The organism is Planctomycetota bacterium, from assembly GCA_038746835.1.
In the GTDB taxonomy this organism is placed as follows: Bacteria; Planctomycetota; Phycisphaerae; order Tepidisphaerales; family Tepidisphaeraceae; genus JBCDKH01.
The window spans coordinates 1-11,354 of the sequence record JBCDKH010000127.1 but is presented as its reverse complement, the minus strand read 5'-3'; the positions used below and the strand labels follow the sequence as shown (position 1 = coordinate 11,354).

General features: G+C 66.0%; 10 protein-coding genes and 1 riboswitch. Of the genes, 3 read left to right on the top strand and 7 right to left on the bottom strand.

The annotated features are described in order from the left end of the window. The coding region (locus tag AAGI46_12075; GenBank protein MEM1012943.1) for a flagellar cap protein FliD N-terminal domain-containing protein at positions 1–227 on the bottom strand (227 nt) is incomplete at its 3' end. A gap of 316 nt (positions 228–543) precedes the next feature. On the opposite strand from AAGI46_12075, the gene AAGI46_12070 reads away from it, so the two are divergent. Beyond that, a complete protein-coding gene (locus AAGI46_12070) occupies positions 544–1,155 on the top strand; it encodes a YkgJ family cysteine cluster protein (protein MEM1012942.1) in 612 nt (203 codons plus the stop codon). A gap of 1 nt (position 1,156) precedes the next feature. Here the strand turns inward: AAGI46_12070 and AAGI46_12065 are convergent, their stop codons facing one another. The 4 genes from AAGI46_12065 to AAGI46_12050 form a co-directional block, all read right to left on the bottom strand. Next, a complete protein-coding gene (locus AAGI46_12065; protein ID MEM1012941.1) occupies positions 1,157–2,224 on the bottom strand; it encodes a polyprenyl synthetase family protein in 1,068 nt (355 codons plus the stop codon). A 108-nt stretch (positions 2,225–2,332) separates the two neighbouring features. After that, entirely contained in the window at positions 2,333–2,827 is a 495-nt protein-coding gene (locus AAGI46_12060) for an NUDIX domain-containing protein (GenBank protein ID MEM1012940.1), read from the bottom strand. A gap of 52 nt (positions 2,828–2,879) precedes the next feature. After that, positions 2,880–5,822, bottom strand: a complete 2,943-nt coding sequence (locus AAGI46_12055; GenBank protein ID MEM1012939.1) for a 2-oxoglutarate dehydrogenase E1 component — start codon at positions 5,820–5,822, stop codon at positions 2,880–2,882. Between the two features lie 167 nt (positions 5,823–5,989). After that, positions 5,990–6,346, bottom strand: a complete 357-nt coding sequence (locus tag AAGI46_12050; protein ID MEM1012938.1) for a hypothetical protein — start codon at positions 6,344–6,346, stop codon at positions 5,990–5,992. A gap of 533 nt (positions 6,347–6,879) precedes the next feature. On the opposite strand from AAGI46_12050, the gene AAGI46_12045 reads away from it, so the two are divergent. After that, positions 6,880–7,581, top strand: coding sequence for a tetratricopeptide repeat protein (locus AAGI46_12045; GenBank protein ID MEM1012937.1), 702 nt, complete (start codon positions 6,880–6,882; stop codon positions 7,579–7,581). Between the two features lie 79 nt (positions 7,582–7,660). Here the strand turns inward: AAGI46_12045 and AAGI46_12040 are convergent, their stop codons facing one another. Then, positions 7,661–8,434 (bottom strand): prepilin-type N-terminal cleavage/methylation domain-containing protein, encoded by a 774-nt coding sequence (locus AAGI46_12040; GenBank protein MEM1012936.1) that lies wholly within the window; start codon positions 8,432–8,434, stop codon positions 7,661–7,663. 73 nt (positions 8,435–8,507) lie between these two features. Continuing rightward, a complete protein-coding gene (locus AAGI46_12035; protein ID MEM1012935.1) occupies positions 8,508–10,100 on the bottom strand; it encodes a DUF4465 domain-containing protein in 1,593 nt (530 codons plus the stop codon). A gap of 198 nt (positions 10,101–10,298) precedes the next feature. Beyond that, a riboswitch (cobalamin riboswitch) is annotated at positions 10,299–10,494 on the bottom strand. A 111-nt stretch (positions 10,495–10,605) separates the two neighbouring features. Here AAGI46_12035 and AAGI46_12030 point away from each other — a divergent pair. Continuing rightward, positions 10,606–11,354: fasciclin domain-containing protein (locus AAGI46_12030; GenBank protein MEM1012934.1), on the top strand; the 749-nt coding region annotated here is incomplete at its 3' end.

Below are 11,354 nucleotides of genomic sequence, written 5' to 3'. Positions count from 1 at the left end.
GCGGTGACCGCCTCGAAGGTGCTGGGCTTGCGAAGGTCGGTGCCGAAGTTCTTGAGCGCGTTGAGCCGCGTCGAGAAGCTCGTCAGGGCGATCTGGACGGAGCTGGTCTGCGCGATTCGCCCCTGCAGCGTCTGGATCGGGCGACGCTCGAGCTGGATGAGCTGCTGGATGATCGACCCGGTGTCGATGCCGCTGACGAGACCGATGCTGCTGCTGATGGTGCCCATGGTGACGAACGGACGGAAGTCGTCCGTGGGTTTCGTCGGCGTGTCGCTGGGGCGGCTTTACCGTTATCGGGGCTGACCCCGCTCGCATCGCATTATCGGGCGTTGAAGCAGGAGATCTCTCGAATCCGCCCCGTTTAGCGGCGAGCGAAGCGAGCCCCGACCGTCGCATCACGTCCCCGTCAACGCCAGAAGAGGGCTCGCTCCGCGCACCGCTAAACGAGGTGAGACGCAACGATGAGACTATTCTGAGACCCATAGCAACCGGAAGCGCAACTCCGTACGCTGTCTGCCCTTGCAGCAGAATGATCCGAGCGTGATGCCCCTCGAGGACGCGTTGCCCGACGTGTACGCAGCGTTGGCGGATGAGCTGGGCAGCCTGGCGACGCGGGCGACGTGCCGATCCGGGTGCTCGGCGTGCTGTCACCAGCTGGTTCCCGTCGCGCCGGCAGAGCTCCGACGAATGCGCAAGGTCGTCGACGACATGTCGACCGAGCGGCAAGGCGCTGTTGCCGACCGGTTCGCGAAGACCCGCGACACGCTCGACGAGCTCGGGCTGCTTGATCTGCTCGACGCGATCGACGGCTCGCGCGAAGGGATTCCGGGCGAAATCGCGGCCGACCTCGGGCGGCGTTGGGCGATGGCGAAGGTCGCGTGTCCGTTCCTTGAAGACGACGAGACCTGCGGCATCTACCACGATCGCCCACTCGCCTGCCGGGCCAAGCTCGTCGCGAGCGAGCCCGCTCACTGCGCCGGCGACGGACGAGGCGTCGTCCCACTCACCGTCCAGGGCAAACCACCCGTCGCAGCGTTGGCGGAGACGCAGCGCTCGACGTGGATGCCGCTGACATCGCTTATGGCAGGCCAGGTTCCTGACAACGCGCACCGAACGTCGGACGCGTGGCGGACCGCATTTGCCAGGGCTCGGTGAATCAGCGGAAGTAGCCGACGCGAAGCTGTTCCAGCAGCTCCGACAGCGCCGTCTGAAGCGATGCCGGCACGTCGCAGTGCCGAGCGGCCTCGGCGGCGGTGTCGAGCAGGGCGGCGCAGGTCGATCGGGCGCGGGTCATCGCGCCGGCATCGCCGAGCTGCTGGCGAAGCGACTCGGCCGAGGCTTGACGGTCGCTGAGGGCAGCATCCGTATTGGTCGAAGCGTTCAGGAGCGCGACCAGAGTCTGGCGTGTCGCATCGTCGGCATCGCTGAACGCGTAGACCAGCGGGAGCGTTCGCTTGCCCTGGAGCAGGTCGCTGCCTTCGTGGAGCGGCGTTGCGAGGTCGAGCAGGTCGTTGTGCACCTGGTACGCCTGGCCGATCGCAATCGCGAATTGCGAAAGGCAATCGCACGCCTTCGCGTCGAGCCCGGCGAGGATGGCGCCGCTGAGCATCGGGCCTTCGAACGTGTACGCCGCCGTCTTGTCGCGATAGCCATCAAGCACGAGTTCGGGCGTCACGCGGTCCAGCGGCATCCGACCCGTGACGATGTCCGACGCCTGCCCGACACCCGTCTCCATCGAGATCCGGCCGGTGGTTTCAAGCAGCGTCTTGGCGTGCGACTTCTGGCTGCTGCAACGCGTCACCGAAAGCCACAGCCGCATCGCAGCGGCGAAGAGCATGTCGCCCGCGACGATGCCGAGGTGCTCGCCGGTGAGGTCCGTCTGCCCGTCGATCGTGGCGAGTCGCTTGTGCAAGCTCGGCCGCGATCGCCGGACGCCGGCCTGGTCGATGATGTCGTCGTGCGCGAGGAGGAACGCGTGAAACAGCTCCCAGCCTGCCGCGACATCGAGCAGCACATCGTCGAGGTCGCCCACACCGCCTGCGAGTGCCGTCCAGCAGACCAGCTGCGGCCGAACGCGTTTGCCGGTGCGATCCAGTGCGTAGTCGGCGACGGTCGAGCGCAGCGGATCACCCTCTGCAGCGGAGCGGGCGCCCAAGACCTCGCGCGTCCGCCGATGCAGGTGGGCTTCGAGGCGTTGCTGGTGGTCGGCTGAGAGGAGCTGCACGGAACGACAGAGCCCGCACCTGCGGACGGGCGGAGTTTAGCGACCGTCACGGTCGGATGGTTTCAGTCGACACTGCAGCAACAGCGGCCAGGGGAAAGCGAGCGAGAGTCACTCCGTGAGCGGATCGTGCTCCGCAGCAAAGTTGTCGGCCGCGGCGAGGACGCCTTTGGCGTTGTCGAACGTCAACCGCTGCAGCGCCGGCTCGCGTTCGAGCCACTCGTAGCCGACGTGCTCTTCGCTCAGCATCACCTCGTCGGCCTTGTCGGGATCAAGCTTGCCGACGAAGAAGAGGACTTCCTTGCGAACGAGCCCTTTGCGGCTGGAGTTGAAGTGGTAGAGGATCATCTTCTCGAAGCCCTCGAGCAGCTCGACGCCTTCGGACAGACCGGTTTCCTCGCGTAGCTCGCGAAGTGCAGCCGTGCGATCGTCCTCGCCGGCTTCGAGGTGGCCTTTGGCGTAATCCCAGTGCCGGCCGTAATCGAGTAGCAGAAACTCTCGTCGACCACCGCGATCGCAGTAGACGACGACGCCGGCCGAGCGCTCTCGGGTGACCTTCTTCTTGCCCTTCTTCCTCGGGCCGTCGTGCTGGTCCGAGGTGGCCATGGACAACCCTACGAGTCACCCGTCGCGGTGGCGATCGGAGCGACTTTGACGATCACGCCGGCTGCGGCGTCTTGTCGGACTCGGGCGACGTCACGCGGCTGCCGTTGACGTGGAGGGCGTCTTCCAGCAACGCCTTCTCCTCGGCGGAGTGCTGCGCCGGACTGCCGACCGCCGGGCTCGCGCTGGCGTCTCGGCCGACGTAGCTGACGAGCCGATCGGGGAACATGTCCCGCAGCCGAGGCCGGGCGAACGACCACGCACCGCGATTGGCGGGCTCTTCATGGCACCAGACGACCTCGCCGGCCTTGCGATACTGCTCGACCTGCGCGGCGATTTCCTGCTCCGGCCACGGGTAAAGCTGCTCCACGCGAACGATCGCGACGTCGCTCGACTCCGCCTTCTTGCGAGCGGCGTCCAACGCGTAGAAGACCTTGCCGCTGCAGAGGACGACCCGACGCACGCCGTCCACCTTCGGCTGCTCCGGATCGGGCAGCACCAGTTGCAACGACCCGTCGACCATCTCGGTCAGCGTGCTCGTCGCTTCGGGCTTGCGGAGCAGGCTCTTGGGCGACATCACCACCAGCGGCTTGCGGAACGACCGCTTGATCTGGCGGCGAAGCAGGTGGAAGTACTGGGCGGGCGTCGTCGGGACAGCGACCTGCATGTTGTGCTCGGCACACAGGCCGAGCCAGCGCTCCAGGTACGCGTTCGAGTGCTCCGGCCCCTGGCCCTCGTAGCCGTGGGGCAGGTTGAAGACGATGCCGTTCATGTAGCCCCACTTGCTCTCGGCGGCCGCGACGATCTGGTCGATGACGGCCTGGGCGCCGTTGACAAAGTCGCCGAACTGGGCTTCCCAAATGACCAGGTTCCGCGGATCGGCCGAGGCGAAGCCCCACTCGAACCCGACGACGGCCTCTTCGGAGAGCATCGTGTTGATGATCTCGAACCGGCCCTGATGCTGGTGCCGCTTGCCGCCGCCGATGAACTGCAGCGGCTTCCACCGGTCGCCCGTCTCCACGTCATGCAGGACAGCGTGTCGATGGCTGAATGTGCCGCGCTCCACGTCCTGACCGGTCACGCGGACGCTGTGGCCTTCTAGCAGAAGCGACCCGATCGCGAGCATTTCGCCTGTGCCCCAGTCGATGCCCTCGCCGTCGCGGACGGTCTGAACGCGCGACTTGTGGAGCTTCTGGAGCTTGCGGTGAGGCGTGAAGCCGTCCGGCTGACGGTCGTAGACGTCGACGACTTTCTTGAGCGTGTCCTCGTCGACGCCGGTGTCGCTCTGCCACTCGCGATAGTCGTCCGGGCTTCGGCCCAGGCCGTTCCAGACTCCGCTGAAGCTCGGCACCTTGCCGCGTGGCTTCTCGACGCGGGCGTCCTCGCGTGCCTGCTTGAGCTCGCCCACGATGTCGTCGGCGACCTGCTTGGCGGCTTCGGTGTCGAGGACGCCTTCGCTGACGAGCTGCTTCTCGTAGAGCGTGCGAACGCCCGGGTGCTTCGCAATCGCCTTGTACATCAGCGGCTGCGTGAAGGCCGGCTCGTCGGCTTCGTTGTGGCCGTACTTGCGGTAGCACCAGAGGTCGATGAAGACGTCCTGCTTGAACTTCTGCCGGAACGCCGTCGCCAGACGGGCGACGCGGTAGACGGTCTCGGGATCGTCGCCGTTGACGTGGAAGACCGGTGCCTGAATCGCCTTGGCGACGTCGGTCGGGTAGGGCGTGAACCGGCCCTGCTTGGGCGGCGTGGTGAAGCCGATCTGGTTGTTGACGATGACGTGAATCGTCCCGCCTGTCCGGTAGCCGATCAGCTCGGACAGGTTGAGCGTCTCGAAGACGATGCCCTGGCCGCAGAACGCCGCATCACCGTGGAGGCAGACGGGAACGACCTTCGTGCGATCGCCGTCGAGCATCCACTGCTGCTTGCAGCGGATGATGCCCTGCTGGATCGGGTTGATGAGCTCGAGGTGGCTCGGGTTGGGCAGCAGGCTGACCTTGACCTCGCAGTCGTCCTCGCCGCCGTCGGGGCAGACGGTGCGGGTTTTGGCGTAGCCGAGGTGGTATTTGACGTCGCCGTCGCCGTAGTCGGCACCGTTCTTGGTGCCGCGGGTGATCGTGCCGGCGAATTCGGCGATGATCGTTTCGAGCGGCTTGCTGAGCACGTGGGCGAGGACGTTGAGCCGGCCTCGGTGGGCCATGGAGCAGATCACCTGCTCGCCGTCGAGTGCACCGGCCCCTTCGACGACCGCATTCAGCAGCGGCACCAGCGACTCGCCGCCTTCGAGGCTGAATCGCTTGCTCCCGACAAACGCTTTGTGCAGGAACTGCTCGAATTCCTCGGCCTGCACGAGCTGGCGATGGACGTCCTTCTGCTGGTCGGGCGTCAAGTCGGGCCGGGCGTAGCCGGGCTCGATCTGCTGCTGGAGCCAATTGCGTTGTTCGACGTCGGCGACGGCGCTGAGCTCGATGCCGACCGTGCCGCAGTACGTGAGCCGCAGCTTTTCGATGAGGTCGCCGAGCGTGCCGTCGGTGTGTCCGAGGAAGCCGCCGTTGCCGACGTGGGTGGAGAGGTCGACGTCTTCTAGTCCGAAGTTGTGGAGCGCCAGGAGCGGATGCGGTTCGGGCTCATCGCCCTCGGCCCTGAGCGGATCGAGATGAGCCTCGAAGTGACCGAAAGCGCGGTACGAGTGGACGAGGTCGTACACGCCGACCGGCGAGCCGGTGGCGGTCGTCGCGGGCTGCGGCGTGGACTGGGTGATAGTCGTCGTCGGCAGGTCGGCGGCGTCGCCGGATGCCAGGGCGTAACCGGCGAAAAACGCCTGCCAGTCGGCCGGTACCGACGACGGGTCGGCCGCGTATTGGTCGAACATCTGCGCGACGAACTCGGCGTTTTCACCCGAAGCGACGTCGGTCGGCGGAGCGGACGACAACGGCAAAGAACCGCCATCGGCCTCTTCGTGCCCGCGCTCGCTTGCCACGGCAGACTCGTTGTGATTCATGTGACTCCGTCCTTCTCAGCCCGTGCGACGTCGTGGTTGGTTGCCCTCGTCGCAGTCGAATGTCGTGACACAATAGTACCGCACCGCGTGGGAACAGCTAAATCGCTGCTCACCACCGTGTGGACCCTGTGCTGTATCGACACGCGAGCGACGTCGGCGTTTCCAAATCACCGACGAGCACGCCACCCGATGAGCAAAAGCGTGCCGAATCCGCCGAGCAAGGTCGCCGGCAGACCCCGCGACGGGCTTCGCACATCGGTGTTGGGCTCGACCACTGCCGGCATCGCTGAGGGCGATGGCACCTGCCACTCCGGGACGTCTGACACACGGATCAGCCTGGCCGGCGCCTCGAACGGGGTTGTCACTGAAACGCGCTCGGCAGCAGGCGTCTGCGCCACCGTCGGCGGCACGTCGCGGGGCAGCTCCCACGCGACCGAGCCGGCGCGGACACTGGCGGTCGAACAGAGCAACGCCGCGAAGGCACCGATCGTCAGCAGGCGTCGAGCCCGAAGTCGCGAGGTCATGGAGTGAAATCTCGAGGCCATGCAGGGGATCGAGTCGCAGTTTCTCCCCGCCAATCCCTTGGCAACGGACGTGCCAATGCTCGGGGTTGTAAGGCGATTCATCGAAAGCTCAAACAGCCCAACTTCGCCGTCTGACAACCCGAACGCTTTGCCCAATTCCGTTTGTGCGGGCTGGTCGGTCTGGACCTGCACACCGACGGCCCTCACGGGCTGGAATGGCCGAATGGGCGGCGACAAAAAGCCCGTCACTTTTGAGGTAAAGCGCGATGCGCGTTGTCAACACCACGTCCAACAGCGTCGTGCTCGACGCAATGGCACGACAGTGCGACATGTTTCGATGCGACCACGCCACTGGGCTCACGGTGGTCCGCCGTCCAGCGATGACCAACCGTCGTCATCGCCGCAAAAGAGGGCGCTCGAAGGGCAAAATGCCTGGGTTTTGTGCAGTTCAGCCACGAGGAAGTCCGCGTCCGATAAGCCATAGGAGCCATCGGCCTTCCAACCACGGACGGGGCGATGTCGATACAGCGACCATGACTCTGAGTCGCTTGCGCCTTGTCGCTGCCGTCGCATTGGTTTCCGGCCCGCTCATCGCCGGGTGCTCCTCGAGCAACACCGAGCCGCCGACCCAGGTCGCTGAGCAGATGCCCGAGCCGAAGGTGACGGCCGACAGCCACTATGCCGCCGGCCAGTTCCACGAACGAGCCGTCGTCGGCAAGCCTGGCGAGGACGCCTCACGCCAGGTCCGCATGGCCCGCAAGCAGGCCGTTCGCCAGTACGAGAAGGCGCTGGAGCTCGACGCGAAGCACGCTCCGAGCCTCTATCGCCTGGCCGCACTCGCAACCGAAGACCGCGACGTCGAAGAGGCCGAGGCGTTCTGGCGTCGCTACATCGACGCCACGAACAACGCCCCGGCCGCGTGGCGCAACCTCGCCGTCAGCCTCGACCTCCTCGGCGAGGTCAAAAAGGCCGAAGAGGCGTACCGGCAGACGCTGGCCTTCGATCCGGACGACGATGCCGCCCGGGTGAACCTCGGCATGCTGCTCGCGCGCGAGAACCGCATCTCCGAGGCCCGGACCGAGCTCTCCCGCGCCCTGGCACCGGCCGACGTGCACTACCACATCGCGCAGGCACTTCGTCGCAAAGACAAGCCCGAGGCCGCCGCCGCCGAACTCCGCGCCGCCGCCGCGATCGATTCGCGCTACGCGAACACCGACCAGAAGACGAGCGACTGAGTCGGTCGTCAGACCTCGAGAGCTCCAAAAACAAAAGCCCACGGGTTCTGCCCGTGGGCTTTCTGCATCGTCGAAGTCCTCATTCGCGGTCGAAAAGCTCGACGCTGTCTGGCAGGAACCATCCGATCCCAGCCTCTTGGTGGTCGTCGACTGTCGCGCCGTAGATGTTGCTGCTCGTGAAGGCGAAGACCTCCTGCGAAACGTGCCCGTCGAGCCACATGACGTTGGCTTTGCGATCGCCGTGTCGGAAGTGGATTGACGGATCCAACCCGCTGGCGGGTGGCTCGGCGAAGCTGTACTCGATCAACTGCGGCCGAAGCAGGGCGGCGTCGGTGAAGAGCACCGTTCTTGCCGAATCTCGAAACTCGACCAAACGGGCACCGAGCTCACTACGCGTGTCGCCATTGCGTTCAAGCCCGACGTAGCGGCTGTTGTACCCGTAGCCGCCAGCGCTGGCCTCGAACGCGGCAGCCTGGCCGATGTTGCTGCGAAGCTCGTCGTCACGAAGCGACGGACAACGCTTGATCTCGTCGGTTTCGAGGTACTCCCAGATCGGGCCGCGTGTTGCGTTGAAGGCATCGTCGTCGTCGTCGCGCTCGCCGTGCCACCGACGCAGATTCGACTCGGCGACTCGGCTCGCGTCGAAGAAGAGCGCTGCTCCGGGTGGTGCCCGACCGGCGTGGTCGTTGGCGTAGAGCACGACGGCCGCGTGGAGCTGACGCAGGTTGGACCCGCAGACCGCCAACTCCCCAGAGCGACGCGCGCTGCCGAGCGTTGGAAGGAGGATGCCGAGCAGCAGGGCGATGATCCCGATGACGACCAGCAGTTCGACCAGTGTGAACGCTTTTCTCATGGCATCCTGCAAAGGAGGGCGTGAAGCCGATCGGACAACCCTCGTCGTCCGATCGGTCGGGTCAGGAAGTGAGTCAGCGCTGCCGACGCACGAGCAAGATCACGCCGCCCGCCAGCAAGCCCGCCAGGCCTGGCTCCGGGATGAGCGTCAGGTTGTCGAGTGCGACGTAGGTCGGCGTGTTGATGCCGAACGTGCCGACGTCCGTGCTGAAGAACGTCAGCCCTATCGACGCGGCCTCGCCGAGAGGCGTGAGGTCGGTCTGGATCCACTCATCGACGACAAAGTCGAGGCTGTTGTCGGCAGACGTGTAGTCGGCGAGCGTGAACTCGACCGGCGTGCCGGTGACAGAGCCCGTGCCGTTGGGCCCGTCGTAGCCGGTGAGCGTGACGGTGAACAGGTCTGGATCGTCCCCCGTCGGACCGCCGAATTGCTTGGCGAAGGAATCGCCGTTCAAGATCGACAGAGCCGTGTACGTCGTCGCCGTCAGGTCGGCCGAGACGGGGAACTTGCCGGCCGGCAGATTGATGAACGATCCGTTGCCGAACGCGATGGCGAAGATGTCGCTGCCGCCAGCGCCAACGCCGGGGAAGACGCTGTACTGGTTGAGGAAGCCGGGCGTCGTCGTATCGGTCCCGTCGGCCGCCACCCAACCGGAGAACGCCGCTCCCGTGAACTCGACACCGCCGGCCGTGAAGCCTGTGTTCGACGGGTAGTCTGGGCTGACCGGAGCGAGCGGCTCGAACGTGATGGTCGTCTGGGCCGCGGCTGGGACCGAAGCCAGACCGACCGCGGCAGCGGCACCAGCCAGTGCGAGTCCGGCAGACGAACGCGAAGCAGCGCGTCGACGCCGGCCGAGCAGCACCGCTGCCGCCATCGCGAAGACCCCGCCGGTTGCCGGCTCGGGCACCACATTGATCACGCCGACGCCCGTTCCGACGCCGAGCCGGAAGTCGAATCCGCCGGTGCCGGTGGTGAGCCAGGCGTCGATGATCGGATTTCCGAGGCTGTCGAGCGTCGTGCCGTCGCCGACGACGTCGACGAGTCGAACGGCCGAGATGGCATCGAGATCAACCTGTCCGCCGGTCACGAGCGGGTCGCTTGCAAGGTCAGACAAGTCGAACGGCGTCCCAAAGCCGTCGGCGTGCTTGCCGGCGAGGTTGAAGATGTTCGTCGTATCGAACCCGCCGAAGCTCTGACCGAAGTTCCCTTGAAACGTCGTGTTGGTCGAAATGGCTGGGAATCGAGCGAAGGTAAGGCCGTCGCTGGACACTTCGACAAACGCCAATTCCGCAAACAGGAACGGATCGCTTGGAAAGACAAAGCCGTTTTCGAATACGGCGAAGTCGGCTCCCGGACCGTCGGCAATGCCAGTCGGGAACGTCACGGTGATCTGCCCCGGCATCAGGCCGTTGTCAATGTCGGCCTGACTGAGATCGCCAAGGCTGTTGAAGCCGCCGGACGTGTCGATCGCCGTGCTGCCGTTGGGTGCGAAACTTGTTCCGCTGGCATCGATGTCGTCGGCCCATTCGACGAACACGCCACTCGACGATGCGATGGCTCCGTCGAGGGCGTTGATCGTGTCAGACGGCCCGGAGTATGGGCCGGCCAGCGCGATGGCTGGGAGTGCGAGCGACGCCACGATGGCGTGCGTGAGGAATGAGGACACAGGGACACTTTCCGCCCCGATCGCGCGGGGCATTGCCTCCGGGCAAAGAGCCCGTCGCACTGATTCAGGCGACCCACGTACCGGCCGGCACGTCGGAGGAGACCGTGCCCACGCAGCATCGTCGGCCGGACGTCCTGAAGCGCGAGGACCCGACAATCGCCAACCGACGTGCGTCGCCGCACGAGGCATGCCCACCGACAACGCGGCGGGGCGACAGGCAGGTCTTCCGGCTCCGGGGTCGTCAGCCTCGATCCGCCTTCCCGCCGATTGCAATCGGCAGTGGCATGTGGACCTGGCCTCGCCCGTTACGGCGGCGCGTCCGCGCGGGAATTGCACCCGCTTCCCTCTTCGCCGACGACAAAACGCCGCCGGCACCTGTGGCGAAGGTACCGTAGCGACCACTCGACCGCTCGCAACGCCGCAAATGACCCTGCGACAGAAAGACCGACAAGCCGAAGTCAGATTCGGAACATGCGGCAGCCGCTGCTTCTGTTACGCTCGCGGCATGGCTGCACGGGTGAGGACGCTCTGGACCATTGCACTGCTGCTCGTTTTTGCACCGGCAGCGTTAGCGCACGACGAATCGCACGCCCACACGCAGTTGCCCTCTGCGGATCGGTTCGACTCCGCCTGGGCGACGCTGCGATCGGAGGACGACCACCAGACGTTCTGCCGACTCGCCGTGCTTGTCGGCCTGCACCGCGTCCTGGACGGCTCCCACGACGTGACGGTGTTCGCACCGACGAACGCGGCTTTCACGCAGCTCGGCGAAGCAGAACTCGAACGCCTGGCCAAGCCCGATGCACGTCGCGACCTCCGCGACCTGATCGCCGGCCACCTCGTCTGGGGACGCGTGCTTCCTGAAAACGTGCCCGGCTGGCGGCTCTGCCCAACCGCCGCCAGGGCGACGGTGGCCCTCACCCGGCCGGAGACCGTGGATGGGGTCTCTTCCTCCACTCAGCAGGTGACGCTGCTCGTCGTTGACGCCATCGATGCTTTCGAAGTCGACTGCGATGCGTCGACCGGTCCTGTCTACGGCGTCGATCGCCTGATCCGCCACGAGAACACCGAATGGCATCACGCGCCGGGATGCGAGCCCCACGAAGGCAGCAGCAGCAGCAACGGCCAGCACGCAGGCATCGGCGGCGGTCGTAGTGCCAGTTCGTCAGGCGGATCTGCGAACTCGCCCGACAGGAACGGTCAGCCTGGCAATCAGTCGCCGCCTGCCGTCTCTGGCGGAGTCTCGGTCAACCG

Coding starts and splice junctions, on each gene's coding strand:
- AAGI46_12070 (MEM1012942.1), top strand. CDS start 544: ATGCCCCTCGAGGACGCGTTGCCCGACGTGTACGCAGCGTTGGCGGAT.
- AAGI46_12060 (MEM1012940.1), bottom strand. CDS start 2,827: ATGGCCACCTCGGACCAGCACGACGGCCCGAGGAAGAAGGGCAAGAAG.
- AAGI46_12055 (MEM1012939.1), bottom strand. CDS start 5,822: ATGAATCACAACGAGTCTGCCGTGGCAAGCGAGCGCGGGCACGAAGAG.
- AAGI46_12050 (MEM1012938.1), bottom strand. CDS start 6,346: ATGACCTCGCGACTTCGGGCTCGACGCCTGCTGACGATCGGTGCCTTC.
- AAGI46_12045 (MEM1012937.1), top strand. CDS start 6,880: ATGACTCTGAGTCGCTTGCGCCTTGTCGCTGCCGTCGCATTGGTTTCC.
- AAGI46_12040 (MEM1012936.1), bottom strand. CDS start 8,434: ATGAGAAAAGCGTTCACACTGGTCGAACTGCTGGTCGTCATCGGGATC.